Source organism: Psychrobacillus vulpis (assembly GCF_006861825.1).
Taxonomy (GTDB): Bacteria; Bacillota; Bacilli; order Bacillales_A; family Planococcaceae; genus Psychrobacillus; species Psychrobacillus vulpis.
Genome location: NZ_VDGI01000014.1, coordinates 12,910 through 33,209, shown reverse-complemented (window position 1 = coordinate 33,209; position 20,300 = coordinate 12,910). Strand labels below are relative to the sequence as shown.

Below are 20,300 nucleotides of genomic sequence, written 5' to 3'. Positions count from 1 at the left end.
AGCAGAGAAGCTAGTTTAGCTTCTCTGCTTTTATATATTTCTATTAAGCATTCTTAATCCATTTAAAATTACTAGAATTGTGCTTCCTTCATGACCTATAACTCCTAAAGGTAAATCTACGGCTTGAAGAAAGTTTGAGATTATTAATAAAGCAATGACCGAGAGAGAAAATACAATATTTTGTTTTACAATTCTCTGCATTTTACGAGACATTTTAATTGCATATGCAATTTTAGATAAATCACTCTTCATTAGAACAACATCCGCAGTTTCGAGTGCCACATCCGTACCTTCTCCCATAGCAAACCCAGTAGTAGCAGTTGCTAGAGCAGGAGCGTCATTTATCCCGTCTCCGACCATTCCAACGAATTTATACTCTTTTAATAATACTTTCATATGTTCAACTTTAGTTTCAGGTAAACATTCTGCAATGTACTGGTCGATTCCTGCTTCTTTCGCGATTACACTAGCTGTCTTTTCATTGTCTCCAGTTAGCATGACTGTTTTAATCCCTAGAGATTGTAGTAGCTTAATTGCCTCTTTTGCTTCTTCACGTACTGTATCTTTTAAAGCTGCAGCCGCTGCTATACCAAATTCATCTCTCATAAAGATAATTGTTTTCCCTTCATCTGCTAGTTTAGTAGCAATACCATCATGGAAAGTAAAAGCATCTTCTTTATTGACGAAGTCAGGTTTACCAACAAGGATTGTTTGGTCGTTTATCGTTGCTTGTAAGCCGAATCCAGGTTTATCCTCTATATGAATAAGAGGAAGCTGACCAATACCTTCAGACCTAGCGTACAATGAAATAGCTTGCGCTAATGGGTGATTCGACTGTGCTTCCATTGCAGCTAAAGTGGTAAGAGTTGACATTCGATCTAACCCTTCTCGAACAAAGAAATCTGTAACTACTGGCTTCCCTTGTGTCAAAGTACCTGTTTTATCAAGCGCGATGGCTCTCATTTCACTTATATTTTCTAAATGAATGCCGCCTTTAAACAAAATTCCGTTTTTTGCTCCGTTCGAAATGGCTGCTAATGTTGCTGGCATAATAGATGCTACAAGTGCACATGGAGATGCTACAACTAATAAAACCATTGCGCGATATAATGTCGTAGTCCAATCCCATCCAAGCAAATAATGAGGGAGGAACATCATGATAGCAACGCCTAGTAAAACAAATTTTACATAAGTTCCTTCAAATTTTTCTATAAATTGTTGTGCTGGAGATTTTTCATCTTGAGCGGTTTGAACAAGATTAATAATTTTCTGGAATAGTGATTCCTCATTAGTTTTTGTCATTTCCATTGTAATAACGCCACTTATGTTTACAGTTCCAGCATATAGTTCGTCATTTATTTGTTTATTAACAGGTATGGATTCACCGCTAATTGCTGATTCATCGATAGCAGTTGTACCACTTAGAACGACTCCGTCTGCAGGAATTCGTTCTCCAGGTTTTACAACTAACTGATCTTTTAATGCAAGTTCTCTTATAGATACACGAGTTGTTGACCCATCTTCATTTAGTCTCCAAGCTTCTTCAGGCTGCAATTTCATAAGAGAAGAAATTTCTTTTCGACTTTTATTCATCGTATATGTTTCAAGTGCACCACTGACAGCGAAGATGAAAATCAGAATAGCGCCCTCTGTCCAATATCCGATAATGGACGACCCTACAGCAGCTAAGATCATTAGCATTTCTACATTTAACTCTTTATCTTCAATCGTAGCTTTAATTCCTTCTTTTGCTTTAGCAAATCCACCGATAACAAATGCCATTAAATAAAAAATGATGGAGACTGATTCCTCGCCCTGTTTGCCGATGAACCAGGCGATTAATATGAATACTCCAGATAAAAGAGCTGCTAGTAATTCGATATGAGAAACTAAAGATTGGTAGAAAGATTGTTTTCCTGGCGAATTTCGAATTGTTGACATGTCATTCCCTCCCTGATAATGAATTTCACTATTAATAACCCTATAAAACAACGAAAATGGATTCCCGGTAGGAAATCCATTTTATATTCGTTACTACTTTATAATTATTGTAATTTAGAAGTGATTACAAGTCAATTAATTCGATTAGTTAAAAACACGCTCTTTATAGTTAGCTAATTTTTCTAATGATGATTTATCAACATCTGCATGTAGGCTGTTACCATGAGAGTCCATTGTTACTACAGCTGTGAAGTCTTCTACACGTAAGTGCCACATTGCTTCTGGAATACCAAACTCCATTAAATCGACGCCATCTACGCCTTTAATACAGTCCGCATAATATTGAGCTGCACCACCAATTGCATTTAAATATACTCCACCATGTTCTTCTAATGCAGCAAGTGTTTTTGGTCCCATCCCACCTTTACCGATAACCGCACGGATACCAAACTTTTTCATAATATCTCCTTGGTATGGTTCTTCTCGAATAGAGGTTGTTGGCCCTGCAGCTTTTACATGCCAGTTACCTTCTTCATCTTTTTGCATAACTGGACCACAGTGATAAATGATTTGACCATTTAAATCAACAGGTGCATCGTTACTCATTAAGTGATGGTGAATGGCATCACGGCCAGTAAACATTCGACCAGTAATAGAAACAACGTCACCAACTTTTAATGAACGAATTTGTTCCTCTGAAATAGGAGATTGTAATTCTACTACTTTTTTAGGAGCTTCTTCATTCGTATTTTCTTTAAATTCGATTTTTTCTCCATCTTGGTAATGCCATTCGATTATTTCTCCAGAAGTAGGATTAATATTAATAGCCATACGACGGTATGCCCAACAATTGTACGCGACAGATACATAGAAGCTAGCAGGAATACGGTGCATTACGCCAATTTTACATCCAAGTAAAGTTGCTTCTCCACCGAACCCCATTGTTCCGATTCCTAATGTATTTGCTTTTTCTACAATATACTCTTCTAATTTAGCAAGGTCTGGGTTAGAATTTGTATCTTCCACATGACGGAATAGTTGTTCTTTTGCAAGATCGTAACCAGAAGAACGATCTCCTCCAATACCTACACCGATGAAGCCTGCCGAACAACCTTGTCCTTGTGCTTGGTAAACAGAATGTAAAATACATTTTCGGATACCATCTAAGTCACGACCTGCACGACCCAAGCCTTCTAGCTCAGTTGGTAAACTATATTGAATGTTTTTGTTTTCACATCCGCCACCTTTTAAGATGAGCTTCATCTCAATATAGTCTTTTTCCCATTGATCGAATTTAATCACAGGGATACCTTCACCAAGATTGTCTCCACTATTTGCTCCAGTTAATGAATCGACAGAGTTAGGACGAAGCTTAGCATCTTTTGTAGCAGTAACAATTGCTCTTTTAATAGCTTCTTTTATCTCTAGTTGGTTTACGCCAACTGGTGTTTTAATTTTAAATGTTGGTAAACCAGTATCTTGGCAAATAGGTGATACTTTGTCATCTGCCATTTGAATATTGTTCGTAATTGTATCTAGACTCATAGCCGCACGTGTACCGGCATTTTCTGCTGCTTTCGCTTTTTTAATAGCACGTCGTACGTCTTTTGGTAAATTAGTAGATGTTTCAGTAATTAAGTCATAAATACTCTTTTCTAACTGCTCCAATTGCATGGTGTAAACGCTCCTTTAGATATGTAAGTAATAAACATTACAAGTATACTATTTTCTTTACATGAAAAAAAGAGCAGCTCGTAAGCTGCTCTTAGATTGAATCGATCTCTATTTACAAAGGTAACTGTTTGTGACAAACATAGAAACGCTTGTTTCACGAGGTGGAAACGAATAGAACTGTTTTTTCAACAGTTTACATGAAGGCACACTATTCGTGCGTATACTCATCACAAAAAAGTTTTGTTAACCGTTTGAAAGCTACTCTTTTGTGTTTTTAAACTGCTCCATTTTTAATTCTAAATCATCCATCATTTGAATAAGACGGTCGATATCTTCTAATTCAGTCGTTTCAGGTTCAATTGTTTCTAGTACTTCTAAAAACATCTGTAATCGATCTTTTAAATAAGATACTTGTTGTTCTGGATTTGAAATTTGTTTACCCACAGAATAACACCTCACTTTATATAATAAGAATAATGGAAATGACATAGAAAAGATAGGTCTAAAGAGTTATTTTAATCATTTGTTTATTTTGAATATTTACTTTATTTATAGTATGTGTTAAAGTACTAATAACCCATACATAGAAGGGAGGCCGTAGTGAATAGTCGAAACCAATTCAATCAATAGAAGGAGGGGGTTCAGACATTTCACCGGCATAGTCGCCGCAAATGCAATTATGAGTACTCTAAAGGATAATAGTTATGTATAAAGGGCTCAGTCAAATCTCATGTAGATCCGACTGGGCCTTTTGTTGATGAAATTTCTATATAAAGTAAAGGGATTGTTTGATACACTACTTGTTATAACGATATTGAAATAGTAAAGAGGTAGTGTATGAAGCAATTTACAGAAGTTGAAAGAAGAAGGTTTTGGATACTAGTCACTATTGTATCAATTTCTGGGTTTTCACAAGGAATGTTATTACCACTAATCTCCGTTATATTTGAACAAGACGGAGTAAGTGCTACGTTGAATGGATTAAGTGCGACTGGTCTCTATGTCGGTACTTTATTGATATCACCATTTATAGAGCCACCACTACGAAAATTTGGATATAAGCCGATTATCATAATAGGTGGTCTAATCGTAATTGTATCATTATTACTTTTTCCTCTCTGGAAAAGCATCGCATTTTGGTTTATTTTGCGGTTATTAATTGGGATTGGTGATCATGCGCTTCATTTCTCTACACAAACATGGATAACTAGTTTTTCTCCACAACATCGATTAGGAAGAAATATTGCCATTTACGGTCTTTCTTTTGGAATTGGATTTGCAGTTGGTCCTTTGTTTGTTCAACTAGTAGAAATTTTTGAAGGCTTGCCTTTTATTATTTCTAGTCTTCTTTGTTTAGGTGCATGGGTTCTTGTTTTCTTCGTAAAAAATGAAAAGCCAGAGATAGTTAAAGGTTCTCCTGTTTACGAAGGGACGTGGAAACGTTTTGGAGCAGCTTTTGCTGTTGCTTGGGTTGCATTTATACCACCGTTTAGTTATGGATTTTTAGAATCATCTTTAAATGCAATATACCCTGTTTATGCGCTACGAAATGCTATTGAAATAACGAGCTTGTCATACATATTAGCAGCATTTTCCATAGGAGGGGTTGTCTCACAATTACCTCTTGGTGTATTAAGCGACAAAATAGGAAGACGAAAAGTGTTGATCATCATGTTAGGCTTAGGTGCGTTAACTTTTGGTACGGCTAGCTTTTTTGAGACATCAGCACTAATTATCGGCACTTTATTTTTCATAGCAGGAATGTTTGTAGGATCAACATTTTCACTTGGAATTTCTTACATGGCTGATTTGACGCCAAAGGAACTACTCCCAACTGGCAATTTGATGTGCGGAATTTCTTTCAGTATTGGAAGTCTGTCCGGTCCATTTTTCGGAGGACTCTTTATTCAATTATTTGATGAGATAAGTTTTTTAGTATTAATAGCTATCCTTTTAGGAATTCTTTCTTGTATTATTCTTTTCGCTAATCCTCAAAAGAAGGGTCGACTAATATGAACAAAAAATCTTCGAAACTAGGAAATAAAATTGTCTTTTACTTAATGTTTGCGATTCTGTTGCTTGTTGTTTTTTTCAGTGCCGTGATTATTTATAGTACAAATAAAACAGTCGAAAATACAATGGGTAACAATGGGATGCATATCGCTCAAAATATAGCTTCCTTAATAGACGTATCTGCATATGAAGAATTTAAACAAGATCCAGAAGAGAATGATTTATACTGGGAACTTCGAGCAGAGTTGTATGATCTGTTAGTTCAAAATGGAGTCATGTATGCTTATGTGACAGATGTACCAGTAAAAGGTAAAACTGCAACAATATTAGTAGATGCTGGGGATGTAAACGACTCTACAGTGTATATGCCTGGAGAAACTAGTGTAGGGACAGAATATGAAAAAGTAGAAGGCGCTATCAACGGAGAAGGTAGCTATGCAGATGTTATAGTGGATGAGGTTTATGGGGAATATATATCTGCGTATGCACCGATAAAAAACAATGCAGGTGAAACAATTGCAATCGTGGGTGTTGATACAGCTGCTACGGAAGTTAAAGAAGCCCAGCAAGATATATTAAAGACAATACTACCATTTGCATTAGTATCAATTATTTTGCTAAGTGCTTTCCTCATATTCTTTCTATATAGATATGTTAAAAATGCACTTAAACCACTTACTTTTATGCAAGGTGCTTCTATTGAATTTGCTCAAGGAGATTTAAAGAGTGCTGAGAAAACATTATCTAATATTTCTCACAAGCAAGAAAATGAAATTACTGACTTTGCTAAATCGTTTAGGAAATCGATTGAGCAACTAAAAACAATATTAGCAAATATGAATGGAACAGCAATTTCACTTGTAAAAGTTTCTAGAGATTTAGATGACGTGATGAAAACAGTCCGGGTATCAAATGATGAAATTGCCGAAAGTATCTATAAAATTGCATCTGGTTCTGAAATTCAAAAAACAAATAATGATGAAGCTTTAAGTGCAATGGAAGAAATGACAGTTGGAATTCAGCGCATTGCCGATTCTTCAACGACGGTAGCTTCTTCTTCTAATGATATGACGAATTTAGTGAACTCAAGTGTTCGTGATTCACAAACAGTAGTACAACAGATTAAAAACGTTGAAAATTCTGTTTTAACAACTGAAAAACATGTAAAAGAATTAGGAGAGAAATATCAATCGATCGAAGAAATGGTTTCCGTTATTACAGGAATTGCAGATCAAACGAACTTACTTGCGTTAAATGCTGCAATTGAAGCTGCTAGAGCAGGGGAGTCGGGGAAAGGCTTTGCTGTAGTTGCAGATGAGGTTAGAAAACTTGCAGAAATGTCTAGACAATCAGCGGAAGAAATACGCAATCATATTCTAGGATTCCAAACAATAACCGTGCAAGCGTTAGAAGAAATGACGAAAAGCGCGGAAGATGTCCAATCTGGGTCAAGAGCAGTAGAATCCATTGGAGACGATTTGAATAGAGTGCTTGAATCTGTTCTAAAAGTAAATGAAGAAATTCAAGACGTTTCTGCTGTTACAGAGCAAATGTCTGCTAGCTCGGAAGAAGTACTTGCCTCGATGGAGCAAGTAACTTCTATCGTAAATGAATCAGTGGAGCAAACAAAAATCGTTGCTACTTCGGCAGATGACCAAGTTGCAACGGTGGAAAATTTAGAACAAACGATTAATCAATTGCAACAATCAGCTGAACAACTGAACAAAGCAATTGGACAGTTTAAGCTATAAATAGGAATAGCACTACATATCTATGGAACCCTTTTAGTTAAGGTGTACAAAGGTGTAGTGCTTTTTTTAGATTATAAATTCTGAATATTGCAACTTATTAGGTATACAAATGTATCCAATTATGTATATGATAATCAAAAGGGAATATTTAGTGAAGGGGGGATGTATTTTGCGAAAAAACTGGTCTTCGTATGTTTGGAAGTTATTATGGGCTGTTGGGTTGATTGCTTTATTGATTATCAGTTACGATCTGGAAATAAAAGTGAAAAATCATGTTGCAACTACATTTCGTCCGCTCCCTTATATTTGGTTCCAATTTATTGCTAGTTTTGTATTAGGTATCTATCTTTCTTTACTCTTCATCAAAGTATGGTTAGTTAAATGGAACTGGGCATTAATTCTTTGTGTGACTCTACCACTTCTAATCATCGCTAGTTATTTTCCAATAATTGTAACGACATTTGAAAGCACTTCATTAGATCCTAATAATTATTCAGTGCCATTTCCATATTGGATGATGAAAGTAAACCTTCATGGAATTCCATCAATTGTAGCTGGGTTAACACTGATGGTAGGTTTATTTAGTAAAACTGCAAAACGAAAAATCAATGAACTAAGAGCTTTAAAATCATCGATAGATTCTTATAAATAGGATAAAGGGGGGAGATAATGCGCCAAAACTGGTCAAAGTATATTTGGATATTATTTTGGGTTATTGGTTTAATTTTATTGGCATATATAAGTTACACCTTGGAACTGAGGATAAAAAATCATGCTCAGACAGACTTTAATATGCTACCTATAGTTTGGTATAAATCTATTGCACCTTTTATATTTGGAATTTATATTTCTTTGATTTTCGTAAAGGTATGGTCGTTTAGATGGAGTGCGCCCTTAACACTGTGCGTGACTGTTCCATGTCTAATAATTGCATTATATAATCCTGTTATATTTACAATTGCTCAAGATATTCCATTCTTACAAACTAATTATTTTGCGGCCACCTCATTTTGGATGCTTAATGTAAATTCTCTTGGAATTCCATCAATTGTAGCTGGGTTAACACTGATGGTAGGTTTATTTAGTCAGAAGACATAAACGAATAATGTCTAGAGCTTAAAAAGTGCCTGTAAGTCAGGAATGGATTTACGGGCCAATTTTTTGGTCGAATTAAGGATAGAGAGGATGGAAAAAGTGATTCTGAAAAGGAGGGAGCATAGCAATTTATTAGTGAAGGTATAATAAAAACAGAAAATGAAACTCTTTATTTGAGTAAGTATATAGAAGGGTAGTCAAAACGATGAAGTTTTGACTACCCTCGGAAAATTATTGTTGCTCAGCGTATTTTTTAAAATTATCTAAAATTGACTGCCAGCCTGCTTGTTGCATCTCGGTAGAATTAACCGTTTCTGCATCAAATACTTCTATAATCTTAGTGTCATTATCTTGTTTGATAAAAGTTATCTCTACTTTTCTTTCATCTCCCAAAGTATAAGAAATGAACTCATTTAATTTCACTTCATCATACACTCCACCAAAATCAAATCCAAAGCTTCCATCTTTAGCTTCCATTCTGGAAAGAAATTTGCCTCCAGGTCTTAGATCATTTTCAGAAATTGGTGTGTGCCAATCATCTGAAGCACTGTTCCATTTTTTGATATGTTCTGGCTCTGTCCAATATTTCCACACTTTTTCTACCGGAGCATGAACTGTTGTTTCAACTGTTATTTTGGAATTGCTTTCACTTGTCATTCTATTTCCCACCATTCTGTATAAGATTTTTTCCATATTTCACATTTATAATATATCAGAAGAGTTTATTAATCAAAAATTTTTCTGAAAATTAGTAGTATTTTTTGGGTGAAGTGTAGAAAAATTGCTCCCAACTTGTAATTTGGAATTTTAATCCTCTTCGAGAGAAACCGACAACTATCCGAGAGAATCCTCACCTTATCCGAGAGAATCCTCACCTTATCCGAGAGAATAAACAGTTTATCCGAGAGAATCCGCACCCTATCCGAGAGCAATCATGATATCGTGAATAATTAGAAGATGAAAACGAACATAAAGCCCGAGAAACGGTCATCGATTCTCGGGCTTTGTTTTATTTCTTCAATTCCAACAATGTAACAGCTTCAACATGAGATGTCTGAGGAAACATATCTACTGGTTGAATGTATTTCACGTTATATACCTTTGTCAGCTGTTGCAAATCCTTTGCTAAGGTAGATGGATTACAGGATGTGTAGACAAAACGTTTTGGTTTGATCTCAAGAATGGTCTTTAATAATTCATCATCAAGGCCAGCACGTGGTGGATCTACTGTTAATACATCTGGAACGAAGCCTTCATTTTCCCATTTTCGGAGCCACTCTTTTGCAGTACCGTGTACATATTTAGTATTGCTGTAGCCATTTCGTTTTGCGTTCCTTTTTGCATCTTGAATTGATTCTTCGATAACGTCCATTCCACGAACTTCTTTTGCATTTTTCGCAAGCCAGAGTCCAATAGTTCCGACTCCACAGTAAGCATCTACTACAGTTTCTTTTCCAGTAAGTGCAGCTGCTTTTTCAATTTCATTATACAGATGCTCCGTCTGTTCTGGGTTCAACTGGAAAAACGCACGAGCAGATAAGTCAAAAGCAAGTTCTCCTAGCTTTTCATGAATCGTTTCTTTTCCAAATAAATTGAATGTTGTTTCACCAAAGACAAGCGATGTTTTTTCTGCATTAATGTTTTGGCTAATGGACACAATATTAGAATCGATCGCACGAATGAATTGTACTAATTCTTCCTTATGTGGCATTTTCTTTTTTGTCGTAACAAGTGTCACTTGAATTTGTCCAGTTTTCATACCTGTACGAACAACAATTGTACGAACAATGCCTTGTGGATTTTTTTCATCATAAATAGGAATGTTCAGGTGTTGTAATTGTTTTTTGATTTCATTTGTAATATGGGTTGTTACAGGGTGTTGCACGATACATTTGTTAATATCTATTAGCTTGTTTGAGCTTTCAGCGTATAAACCCGCTATGACTTTATTGCCAAGCTGTCTAACTTGAAATTGGCTCTTATTTCGATAATTCCATGGGTCTTCCATCCCGATAGTATGCTTTACTTCAATCGTTGGAACTAAATCTTTTACGTAACGTTCTAGTGCTTGAATGACTAAATCTTTTTTCTCAATAAGTTGTCTCTCGTATGTCATATGTTGCAATTGGCAGCCGCCACAAGCTTCATAAATGAGGCATGGGGGAGTAACTCGGTCGGGAGAAGCTTGGCGGATTTTCTTTATCATTGCTTCTGCGTACTTAGGTTTAGCTTCTGTCACTTGTGCTGTAACTACTTCTCCAGGAAGAGCACCTTTTACGAACACAACATTTCGTTTAAAGAATCCAACACCTTCTCCGTTTATTCCGAGCCTTTTTATCGTTAAAGGGAATTCTTGTCCTACTTGAATCACTGCTTGTTCTTTCATTTCTTCACGTCCTTTATAATCTTCCTTCTATTATAAAGGAGTTAATCAAGGTTGGAAAGAAAGCGGAATATCCAGATTATTCATGTTTAGTTCATCGAGTGTTCCAAAAGTATAGCCCATTTTTCTTGCTTCTTTTATGAACATTGGGAGACCTTCCGCATTATCAGGTGAAACAGTATGCATTAAAATAATTGCCCCGGGATGAATTTGAGATATAAGTTGGTCATAAGCGTATTTGCCACCTTTTTTCTGATCTCTATGCCAATCAATAAAGGCTATAGACCAAAAAATATGTTGATAACCAATTTCGTTTGCTGCTTCTAAAACTTGTTCGTTAAATATACCTTCAGGTGGTCGCGTAACTGTCGTTCTTTTAAGAGAGGTTAATTCACTTAATCGTTGGTCAAACTTTTGTAATTCTTTTTTTACACCATCTTTAGAAAGCCTAGCTAAGTTTGGATGCCCGTATGAATGATTCCCAATTTGATGACCATCTTCAATCATTCTTTTTACTAGTGGGGTGGCACTTTCTAAATAATGCCCTGTTAAGAAGAAAGTTGCTTTAATATTTTCAGCCTTTAGTGTATCTAAAATACTTTCTGTATAACCGTTTTCATAACCATTATCGAAAGTAAAGTAAATGATTTTTTTATCCGCATCTCCTTTGTAAATAGCTCCATGCCTTTCGAGCATTGTATCTAGCTCTGCACCAGCTTCTGCTGGTTGTTCATTTGTTGCTTTTTTCAATCCCCAATGGATTTCTCCATTTTGTGCAGAGAACGGTTGATAGAAGAATCCCATACTGATTACAACTGCTGCAAACAATAAACCGAAAACATGATATTTCCACATAGAAACGCAACCTTTCTTTTTAGATAGGTTGCGCCAGACTGTTGACAAACGCTTTCATTCTTCGTTGCTTGCACTTCGTTGTAAGCTCATGAACTTAAGTTCTATTCGCTTCCGCCTCATGCTGGCGCGCCTCGACTGACAAGCGTTTTCAAGACAGTCTGAAATGCCACTTTCGAAATCTGATTTTGTCTACAACCTGACGCAACCTTTCTTTTTAGATAGGTTGCGCTAGAGTGTTTTATTTATTCATTTATAAATATCAGTTAAAGCGTTTAACAAGTTAGGATATTGAAAGGTAAAACCTTTTTCCAATAAAGTTTCAGGAATAACGTGTTGTCCTTCTAAAACTAATTGGCTTTTGTCTCCAAGTGCTATTTTAAGTGCAAGTGCAGGTACTGGTAAGTAGTGAGGACGCTTTAAAACTATTCCAAGTGTTTTGCCGAAATCCTTCATCACTTTTGCATTCGGAGCCACTACATTGAATGCACCGTGTATATCATTTTCAATTGCAAACAATAAAGCCCTTGCAACGTCCTTTACATGAACCCACGAAACCCATTGTTGACCTGATCCAACAGTTCCACCAACAAACATTTTATATGGAAGTGCCATGAGAGGTAATGCACCTTCCTTCTTTCCAAGGATAATACCAAATCTCCCATAGGCTACGCGAATGCCTAGTTGCTCTGCAGTTGCGGCTGTTTGTTCCCATTCGTGAACTGTTTTAGCTAAAAAGTCTGATCCAATCTCAGTAAATTTTTCAGTATAGGTTTTTTCGTTTGAGGCTGGATAAATGCCTATTGCGCTTGCATTCACAAGAACTTTTGGTTTAAGGTGCATCGATTGTATAATGCGAAGCACTTCGTTTGTAGATTGCAAACGACTATTAAAAATCTTTTGTTTTTGATTTTCTGTCCATCTGCCATTATTAATCGATTCACCTGCAAGATTGACTATGGCATCGATCTCATCAAGGTCTTTTTCAGGATTAGCATCATCTGTTAGCCATTTAATATATTTCGCATCCATACTTGTTTTATTATCAGTACGAGACAATATAAATACTTCATGACCATTCTTTACTAAAAGCTTTGTTAATTCCCTTCCTACAAAACCTGTACCACCAGTAATGGCAATTTTCATTATCCAAACCTCCCTTAAAAGTATAATAGCATGCTAAACGGTTATCACCTATGAACTTATACGTTATAATAGTAGGAAGATGAATGGAGAGGTTTATTTGTGCCGATTATTACAAAAATAGGTCGTCAAAAAAACAATAATGAAAGATACAATATATACTTAGATGAAAAATATGCATTTAGTGTAGATGAAGCAGTTCTGATAAAGTACCAACTTACAAAAGGCAAAGTAATTGAACGGTTTACGCTTGATGAAATCGTCTTTGATGATGAAGTAAGAAAGGCTTATAATAAAGCAATTCACTTTTTAAGCTACCGAATGAGAAGTGAACATGAAGTAAAGAAAAAATTACTAATGAGTGACTTTGGTGAAGCAGTTGTTTTGGAGGCAATTCGCAAACTATATGAGCATGGGTTTTTAAACGACGAAAGCTTTACAAAAGCATTAGTAGCAACGCAAAAGAAAAATAGCAAAAAGGGACCTGCAGCAATCCGCCAAGAATTAAAGAAAAAAGGGATTGAAAAAGATCTCCAAGAAGAAGTGTTAGCAACTTACTCGGAAGACGAGCAATTGATAATTGCACGAACACTTACTGAAAAAATAATAAATCAAAACCAAAGCAAAACACCAAGACAAATTAAACAAAAAGTGCAGGATGCTTTACAAAGAAAAGGATATAATTTTACGATTATTTCTCAGGCAATCGATTCTTTTGAATTGGAAAAAGAACAGGATGAATGGGAAACAATTATTGCCACGCAAGGTGATAAGATTTGGAGAAAGTATTCAACTAAATATTCGGGATATGATTTGAAAAAGCGAGTGAAACAAGCGTTATATCAAAAAGGATTCCCCTCAGAACATATTGACCTTTATATAGAAAAGAAGGAGATGGAACAGCAAAATGAGTGAAAAAAAGTATAGTGATATGAACGAACAAGAATTGAGAACAGAAATTGCAAATTTAAAAGAGAAGGCCCGGAAAGCGGAGCAACTAGGGATTGTAAATGAATATGCAGTATATGAAAGAAAAGCCACGATGGCACAAGCTTATTTAACAGATCCAGGATCCATTAAACCAGGGGAGATGTATCAAATTACTGGTGACCCAGGAATGTACTTTCAAGTGGAATATTTAAAAGGAAGATTTGCTTGGGGATATCGATTAGGTGGAGATAAATATGAGGAAGCCTTACCGATTTCTTTATTAATGCCTTTGAAGGAAGGGAAATAGAATGCAAGATAAAATAGACGAATTAACAAAACAATTAATAGAAAAAAATGAACAATTGTCTGCCGCTAAAGCTAGAGCTTGGATTGAATTGCTCTGGTCAGACTTTGAATCATCTTATGCACGTGCTGGCTATGACTACAAAGGGGCAGCGGTAACTGAAAAGGTTATTAAAAAGTGGATTGAAGGGTACGGCCATCAGTTACATGAATTTGCTAGCACGAATGAAAAATATAAACATCTACTCGAAGTGGACGACTTTTTAAATTAATGAAAAAACGCTAGGAATCTAACTGTCCTAGCGTTTCTGCATTTAGTTATATCTAGCTATTCAAGTTAGTTTGCCTATTCGGATTAATTAGGCATGAAATCTAACTTTTTACGTAGTTTATCTTCACTAAAAATCCAACCAGTGTACGAATTAACTATTTCAAGTTCTTCATTTAGATGCGCTACTGCAACGAAAGGATAGAAGTCATTACTTCTATACCTTAAATCGATTAAGCGTACTTCGTATAATTGATCAAATTTCGTGATTTCCCATCGATAGATAGGAGAAAAAGAAATAAATGCGCTTAAGTTTACATCTAATAAAGCTGCCTTTACTAAATCCGATTCTGGAAGAGGAACACGTTCGAATTTGTCATAAATCGTAATAGACCGACCGTATGCTCGTCCAACATAATGATGTGATTCTGATAAAGCTGCCACTCGCCATTGGAAAAACTTCATTGTTGGTGCGATGATGATTTGTTTTGCATCTGGAATCGTATGTTTTACTGCGTTTCTAACCGCAGCCTGTACCGCAAATCGTAAAATATAATAACAAACGATGACTGCGTACATAATAAGAAAAGTTGTCACTGGATTTGCACCAAACATCCAAAATAATAATCCGACAATATGCATACCAAAAATTATAGGATCGAATGTATTAATAACACCAAGTGCTACCCATTTCCTGGAAAAAGGTCGTATTGCTTGGGTTCCATATGAATTGAAAATATCTACAAAAACATGAAGAAAAACTGCTAAAAATGTCCAAAGCCAAAGATGTAGGAAGTTCACATTCGGTATGATTAACCACAAAACAGTTGAAATAAGTAAAGGCCATAGTATAACGGCAGGTATGGAATGTGTTATTCCACGATGATGTCGAATATATACTGCATTATTTCTCAATTTTAAAACTGTATCTATGTCAGGTGCTTGAGATCCGATTATAGTACCTGCAATAACTGCAGTAGTAGTAAGAGAACTACTAGCAACTACGGGATCAGCAAGTGCTAATCCTCCGAGTGCAATTCCCATAACGATATGTGTACCTGTATCCATGCTACCAGCTCCTTTTTGGACAACAAGTTACTTTCATCTTAAAATAAAATCATTAAAATAACAAAGTACATACTATTATATACCCGATTATTATTGACAATAATCGCAAGGAAGGAATTTACAGTGAACGATTTATATAAAAAAGAAGTTAGAACTGCATTAGTTTCTTGGTTTGAAGAAGAGAAACGTGACTTGCCTTGGAGAAAAACAAAGGATCCTTATAAGATTTGGGTTTCAGAAGTAATGCTTCAACAAACAAAAGTAGATACGGTTATTCCTTATTATGAGAGATTTATCGCAAAATATCCTTCGCTTGAATCACTTGCGAGTGCGGAGGAAGGTGAATTACTAAAAGAGTGGGAAGGTTTAGGTTATTATTCAAGAGCAAGAAATTTACAAGCTGGGGTAAAAGAAGTCGTTGAATCGTATGGGAGTGTTGTTCCATCCAACCGAAAAGAAATATCTAAACTAAAAGGCGTCGGACCATACACTGCGGGAGCTGTGCTAAGTATTGCATACGGAGTGCCAGAGCATGCAGTAGATGGGAATGTTATGCGCGTACTTTCCCGTCTACTTTTAATAAAAGAAGATATCGCGAAGCCTAAAACGAAAAAAATATTTGAAGAGGCAGTAATGGAGTTAATTGATAAAGAGAACCCATCGGCATTTAACCAAGGATTGATGGAGCTTGGAGCAGTAATATGTACACCTACGAAACCAAAATGCTTATTATGCCCAGTAAGAGAATATTGCACCGCGTTTTTTGAAGGAAAGCAAGAAGAGTTGCCAATTAAAACGATTAATAAAAAAACGAAAATACATAAAATGAAGGCAATTGTTGTAGAAGCGAAGGATGGACGAATTCTCCTTGAAAAGCGTCCTTCGAAAGGTTTGCTAGCGAATCTATGGCAGTTTCCGATGGTAGAGCTTCCAACAAATTCTCATTCAGTAGAAGAAACTATTGCGCATTATTATGGAATAAGTATGATAAAGTCAGAAGAAATTATTGCTTTTAAACATATTTTTTCTCATTTAGTATGGGAAATGGAGAGTTATGAAGCTCTTTTAATAGAAGAAAACAACCTTCCCGCTAACTGTAAATGGTTTACGAAAGAAGAAATAGAATATCAACCGATGCCTGTTCCAGTGTTGAAAATTTGGAATGCATGGAAAGAAAGGAATTTGTAAATATGGCGACAAACAAAGTAGCATTAGTAACTGGAAGTAGTAGAGGTTTAGGAAAAGCAATTGCGATTGAGCTTGCTAAAAGTGGATACGATATTGTTGTAAACTATGCTAGAAGTAAAGCAGCAGCACTCGAAACAGTACAAGAAATAGAAGCGCTTGGAAGAAAAGCGCTTCTTGTTCGAGCAAACGTAGGAGACGTTGAAAAATTACGAGCAATGTTTCAAACAATCAAAGAAGAATTCGGCAGATTAGATATTTTTGTTAGTAATGCTGCTTCTGGAGTATTACGGCCGATTATGGAACTAGAAGAATCGCATTGGGATTGGACAATGAATATTAATGCGAAAGGAATGCTATTTGGTGCTCAAGAAGCTGCGAAGTTAATGGATCAAGGTGGAAAAATTCTTGGCATTAGTTCTCTTGGATCAATACGCTATTTAGAAAATTACACGACGGTCGGTGTTTCAAAAGCTGCCATTGAATCGATCACAAGATATTTAGCAGTAGAATTAGCACCAAAGGGAATTGCTGTCAATACTGTTTCTGGTGGAGCGTTAGATACAGATGCATTAAAACATTTTCCAAACCGTGATGAATTGTTAGAGGATGCTCGAGTAAATACTCCAGCAGGAAGAATGGTGGAAATAGAGGACATGGTAAAGACTGCAATGTTCTTATTGTCTGATGACGCTTCCATGATTCGTGGTCAAACGGTAATTGTAGATGGCGGAAGATCAATAAAAATGTAAAAAAATGGATTATAAGTCGTGCAGGAGGCAACCTTTACCTAAGGTCTAAATTTAAAAATTTTAATGAATAGATCTTATGGTTGTGCACATGATATATGTGTACGGAGGTGAAATCCATGAAAAAGAATAACAGTAAAAAACCAAACCAAAACCAAGAGTTTGCTTCAGAAACTGATATTCAACAAGTAAAAGGACAAAACCGTCAAGCGGAGTTGAAAAAACAACAAGCTAGCGGACCAAAAGCAAATCGTTCTTTTAATGAAACAAAATAATTACATGGATTCACCAAAATCAGCGAGGGCATTTTGCCTTCGCTGATTTTTTTTACTACAGTTTTTTGGTATGGATTGCTATAATAAGAAAATAAGTTAAAAATTCAATCTTGCGCTTGATGAAAAGGTGGCTAAATCATGGCGATTCCAACAGAAGGAGAAATTATTCAAATTCACAGCTACAAGCATAATGGCCGTATCCACCGTGTCTGGCAGGAAACGATGGTTTTAAAAGGCACCAAAAATATTGTCATTGGAGCAAACGAACGGACACTTGTAATAGAGGCGGACGGTAGAACCTGGGTTACAAGGGAACCTTCTATTTGTTACTTTCATGCTGAACATTGGTTTAATATTATTTGTATGCTTAGGGAAGATGGTGTCTATTACTACGTTAATATGAGTTCGCCATTTGTCTATAAAAATAAGAGATTAAAGTACATCGATTATGATTTAGACGTAAAGGTTTTTCCAGACATGACCTATACGATTCTAGATGAAGACGAATATGACCAGCATAAAAAAGAAATGTGTTATCCAAAAGAAATTGATGTTATTCTTGATAGAAATTTGGAAAAACTAATGACATGGATAAAGCAAAGAAGAGGTCCATTTGCTCCCGATTTTATTGAGGCATGGACAAGTCGTTATCATTTTTATAAACAGTTAAATGATTAGACAAAAAACCTGTTGAATATATTCCAACAGGTTTTTCCAGTTTTAGAAAGGAAGTAATAAATATGAGTTCGATGAAAAGATATATGCAATTCGTTAAACCGTACAACGTACAAATAATATTAACGATTGTTATTGGAATTATTAAGTTTGCAATCCCTTTATTTATCCCAATCCTCATTAAAATTGTTATTGACGATATCGTCGGTGAGGAATCATTAACAGCGGATGAAAAAATGAAACAATTATTTTATTGGCTTGGAGGTACTGTATTAGTCTTTTTAGTAGTTCGTCCACCAATCGAGTATTATCGACAATATTTGGCACAACTTGTGAGTAACAAAATATTATATGATATACGTCAAAAATTATATATTCATCTACAAAAACTAAGTCTAAAATACTACTCGAATACTCGAGCTGGAGAAGTTATTTCAAGAGTCATCAATGATGTAGAGCAAACGAAAAACTTTGTCATGATCGGTTTAATGAATGTTTGGCTAGATTTAGCGACCATAGTTATTGCAATTGCCATTATGCTTACGATGAATGTTAAGTTAACCCTTGTTACATTGCTAGCCTTTCCGTTTTATGCATTTAGTGTGAAATACTTTTTTGGAAGGCTACGTGATTTAACGAAAAAAAGATCGCAAGCATTAGCAGGTGTCCAAAGTTACTTACATGAACGTGTACAAGGAATGAGTATTATTAAAACATTCACCTTGGAGAAGCATGAACAAAAATTATTTAATAAAACAAATGAAGAGTTTTTAGATAAAGCAATCGATCAAACTGTTTGGAATGCAAAAGCATTCGCAGTAGTTAACACAATAACAGATATTGCACCACTGCTCGTGATTGCATATGCAGGATACGAAGCCATTCATGGAAGATTATCCGTAGGAACGATGGCAGCATTTATAGCATATATTGAACGATTATATAGTCCGTTAAGACGATTAGTTAATTCTTCGACTACGTTAACTCAATCTTTCGCTTCCATGGACCGTGTTTTTGAACTTATGGATGAAAAATACGATATTATCGACAAAAAAGGCGCTATTCCTTTAGAAAATTCTACAGGAAATGTCACTTTTTCTAATGTATCTTTTCAGTACGAAAAAGATGGACAAACAATATTAAACAATGTCAACTTCCATGTAAGTGCGGGTGAAACTGTAGCATTTGTTGGTATGAGCGGAGGCGGAAAGTCAACGATTATTAGCCTCATACCAAGGTTTTATGATGTAACAAGTGGTAGTGTGCAATTGGATGGAAAGGATATTCGAGAAGTAACTATAGAATCTTTAAGAAAACATATAGGAATAGTATTACAAGACAATATACTATTTAGCGATTCGGTGAAATCCAATATATTAATGGGTAACCCTGAGGCATCCGAAGAACAGGTGATTGAAGCAGCAAAAGCTGCTAATGCACATGATTTCATCATGGAGTTGCCAGAAGGCTACGAAACAAAAGTCGGAGAACGTGGAGTAAAGCTTTCTGGTGGTCAAAAACAACGTGTAGCAATTGCTAGAGTATTCTTAAAAAATCCAACAATATTAGTTCTAGATGAAGCGACTTCTGCATTAGATTTAGAGAGTGAAGCTTTAATACAAGATTCCTTAGAGCGATTAGCGTCCAATCGTACAACAATAATCGTTGCACACAGACTTTCAACCATAACACATGCAGATAAAATATTCGTAATTGAAAATGGTGAACTTGTTGAAGAAGGTAATCACAATAAATTAATGAATGATAAAGGTGTATATTATAATCTATTCCAAATCCAACAATTAGATACTGAAAGCTAAAAAAGCACTCTATAAGTGATTGACAAACTTATAGGGTGCTTTTTGGTTAAACAAGCATTGAATGACTATTGAAGTAGTTGTATGAAAATACAGTTAATAATGGCTAATATTTGTGAGAAAAGACATATGAATTTCATAAAAAGTATTGCATATAAAAAGAATATGTGTAAAATAT

The 20,300-nt window shown here is 35.6% G+C and carries 20 protein-coding genes; 12 read left to right on the top strand and 8 right to left on the bottom strand.

Annotated features, from left to right (window positions below; translation table 11 throughout):
* Positions 1 to 30: 30 nt before the first annotated feature.
* The 3 genes from FG384_RS12920 to FG384_RS12910 form a co-directional block, all read right to left on the bottom strand.
* Entirely contained in the window at positions 31 to 1,941 is a 1,911-nt protein-coding gene (locus tag FG384_RS12920) for a heavy metal translocating P-type ATPase (RefSeq protein WP_142643022.1), read from the bottom strand.
* 144 nt (positions 1,942 to 2,085) lie between these two features.
* Positions 2,086 to 3,615, bottom strand: coding sequence for a fumarate hydratase (locus tag FG384_RS12915; protein WP_142643021.1), 1,530 nt, complete (start codon positions 3,613 to 3,615; stop codon positions 2,086 to 2,088).
* Between the two features lie 258 nt (positions 3,616 to 3,873).
* Positions 3,874 to 4,059 (bottom strand): SE1561 family protein, encoded by a 186-nt coding sequence (locus FG384_RS12910; RefSeq protein ID WP_205961797.1) that lies wholly within the window; start codon positions 4,057 to 4,059, stop codon positions 3,874 to 3,876.
* A 393-nt stretch (positions 4,060 to 4,452) separates the two neighbouring features.
* Here FG384_RS12910 and FG384_RS12905 point away from each other — a divergent pair, with 393 nt between their 5' ends.
* From FG384_RS12905 to FG384_RS12890, 4 genes are all read left to right on the top strand, one after another.
* Positions 4,453 to 5,631: an MFS transporter gene (locus FG384_RS12905; RefSeq protein WP_142643019.1), complete on the top strand. Its 1,179-nt coding sequence runs from the start codon at positions 4,453 to 4,455 to the stop codon at positions 5,629 to 5,631.
* Positions 5,628 to 7,379: a methyl-accepting chemotaxis protein gene (locus tag FG384_RS12900; RefSeq protein WP_142643018.1), complete on the top strand. Its 1,752-nt coding sequence runs from the start codon at positions 5,628 to 5,630 to the stop codon at positions 7,377 to 7,379. Before FG384_RS12905 ends, FG384_RS12900 begins: the two co-directional genes overlap by 4 nt.
* A 169-nt stretch (positions 7,380 to 7,548) precedes the next feature.
* Positions 7,549 to 8,031, top strand: a complete 483-nt coding sequence (locus FG384_RS12895; RefSeq protein WP_142643017.1) for a hypothetical protein — start codon at positions 7,549 to 7,551, stop codon at positions 8,029 to 8,031.
* A 17-nt stretch (positions 8,032 to 8,048) separates the two neighbouring features.
* Complete coding sequence (locus FG384_RS12890) at positions 8,049 to 8,477, top strand: hypothetical protein (RefSeq protein ID WP_142643016.1); 429 nt, start codon at positions 8,049 to 8,051, stop codon at positions 8,475 to 8,477.
* A 228-nt stretch (positions 8,478 to 8,705) separates the two neighbouring features.
* Here FG384_RS12890 and FG384_RS12885 read toward each other — a convergent pair whose 3' ends face one another.
* From FG384_RS12885 to FG384_RS12870, 4 genes are all read right to left on the bottom strand, one after another.
* Positions 8,706 to 9,131 (bottom strand): SRPBCC family protein, encoded by a 426-nt coding sequence (locus tag FG384_RS12885; RefSeq protein WP_142643015.1) that lies wholly within the window; start codon positions 9,129 to 9,131, stop codon positions 8,706 to 8,708.
* Between the two features lie 352 nt (positions 9,132 to 9,483).
* Positions 9,484 to 10,860: a 23S rRNA (uracil(1939)-C(5))-methyltransferase RlmD gene (rlmD, locus tag FG384_RS12880; RefSeq protein WP_142643014.1), complete on the bottom strand. Its 1,377-nt coding sequence runs from the start codon at positions 10,858 to 10,860 to the stop codon at positions 9,484 to 9,486.
* A gap of 45 nt (positions 10,861 to 10,905) precedes the next feature.
* Positions 10,906 to 11,712, bottom strand: coding sequence for a polysaccharide deacetylase family protein (locus FG384_RS12875; protein WP_142643013.1), 807 nt, complete (start codon positions 11,710 to 11,712; stop codon positions 10,906 to 10,908).
* Positions 11,713 to 11,958: 246 nt separating this feature from the next.
* Positions 11,959 to 12,855 (bottom strand): TIGR01777 family oxidoreductase, encoded by an 897-nt coding sequence (locus tag FG384_RS12870; protein ID WP_142643012.1) that lies wholly within the window; start codon positions 12,853 to 12,855, stop codon positions 11,959 to 11,961.
* 99 nt (positions 12,856 to 12,954) lie between these two features.
* On the opposite strand from FG384_RS12870, the gene recX reads away from it, so the two are divergent.
* The 3 genes from recX to FG384_RS12855 are packed head-to-tail and all read left to right on the top strand — an operon-like array spanning position 12,955 to position 14,357.
* Positions 12,955 to 13,767, top strand: coding sequence for a recombination regulator RecX (gene recX / locus FG384_RS12865; RefSeq protein ID WP_142643011.1), 813 nt, complete (start codon positions 12,955 to 12,957; stop codon positions 13,765 to 13,767).
* Positions 13,760 to 14,089: a YfhH family protein gene (locus tag FG384_RS12860; protein WP_142643010.1), complete on the top strand. Its 330-nt coding sequence runs from the start codon at positions 13,760 to 13,762 to the stop codon at positions 14,087 to 14,089. Before recX ends, FG384_RS12860 begins: the two co-directional genes overlap by 8 nt.
* Before the next feature lies 1 nt (position 14,090).
* On the top strand, positions 14,091 to 14,357 hold the full coding sequence (locus FG384_RS12855) for a YfhJ family protein (protein ID WP_142643009.1): 267 nt from the start codon (positions 14,091 to 14,093) through the stop codon (positions 14,355 to 14,357).
* 83 nt (positions 14,358 to 14,440) lie between these two features.
* Here the strand turns inward: FG384_RS12855 and FG384_RS12850 are convergent, their stop codons facing one another.
* On the bottom strand, positions 14,441 to 15,421 hold the full coding sequence (locus FG384_RS12850) for a metal-dependent hydrolase (protein WP_142643008.1): 981 nt from the start codon (positions 15,419 to 15,421) through the stop codon (positions 14,441 to 14,443).
* A 123-nt stretch (positions 15,422 to 15,544) separates the two neighbouring features.
* Between FG384_RS12850 and mutY the strand changes: the two genes are divergently transcribed.
* The 5 genes from mutY to FG384_RS12825 all read left to right on the top strand — a co-directional run bounded on the left by mutY (position 15,545) and on the right by FG384_RS12825 (position 20,125).
* Complete coding sequence (gene mutY / locus FG384_RS12845; RefSeq protein ID WP_142643007.1) at positions 15,545 to 16,609, top strand: A/G-specific adenine glycosylase; 1,065 nt, start codon at positions 15,545 to 15,547, stop codon at positions 16,607 to 16,609.
* A gap of 2 nt (positions 16,610 to 16,611) precedes the next feature.
* Complete coding sequence (gene fabL / locus FG384_RS12840; RefSeq protein ID WP_142643006.1) at positions 16,612 to 17,358, top strand: enoyl-[acyl-carrier-protein] reductase FabL; 747 nt, start codon at positions 16,612 to 16,614, stop codon at positions 17,356 to 17,358.
* Between the two features lie 95 nt (positions 17,359 to 17,453).
* Positions 17,454 to 17,630, top strand: a complete 177-nt coding sequence (locus FG384_RS12835) for a gamma-type small acid-soluble spore protein (RefSeq protein ID WP_142643005.1) — start codon at positions 17,454 to 17,456, stop codon at positions 17,628 to 17,630.
* A 138-nt stretch (positions 17,631 to 17,768) separates the two neighbouring features.
* Positions 17,769 to 18,308 (top strand): nucleoside tri-diphosphate phosphatase, encoded by a 540-nt coding sequence (gene ntdP / locus FG384_RS12830; protein WP_142643004.1) that lies wholly within the window; start codon positions 17,769 to 17,771, stop codon positions 18,306 to 18,308.
* Between the two features lie 62 nt (positions 18,309 to 18,370).
* Entirely contained in the window at positions 18,371 to 20,125 is a 1,755-nt protein-coding gene (locus FG384_RS12825; protein WP_142643003.1) for an ABC transporter ATP-binding protein, read from the top strand.
* The last annotated feature ends 175 nt before the right edge of the window (positions 20,126 to 20,300 follow it).